This is a genomic window from Pseudophaeobacter profundi, from assembly GCF_029697505.1.
Classification (GTDB): Bacteria; Pseudomonadota; Alphaproteobacteria; order Rhodobacterales; family Rhodobacteraceae; genus Pseudophaeobacter; species Pseudophaeobacter profundi.
On record NZ_JARJEF010000238.1, the window covers coordinates 1 to 275 of the forward strand.

Below are 275 nucleotides of genomic sequence, written 5' to 3' on the forward strand. Positions count from 1 at the left end.
TGAGCATCACCCAGGCGGTCATTTTCTGCAACACCAGGCGCAAGGTGGACTGGCTCACCGAGAACATGCACGATCGTGACTTCACTGTCTCTGCTATGCACGGAGACATGGAGCAAAGAGAGAGAGACCTTATTATGCGGCAGTTCCGCACAGGCTCAAGCCGAGTTCTAATCACCACTGATCTGCTGGCGAGAGGCATCGATGTACAGCAGGTCTCACTGGTCATCAACTACGATTTGCCGTCCAACAGGGAAAACTACATTCACAGGATTGGT

General features: G+C 52.4%; 1 protein-coding gene. It reads left to right on the forward strand.

What is annotated here, in order from left to right; translation table 11 throughout:
• The coding region (locus P2081_RS20855) for a helicase-related protein (protein ID WP_278924698.1) at positions 1-275 on the forward strand (275 nt) is incomplete at both ends.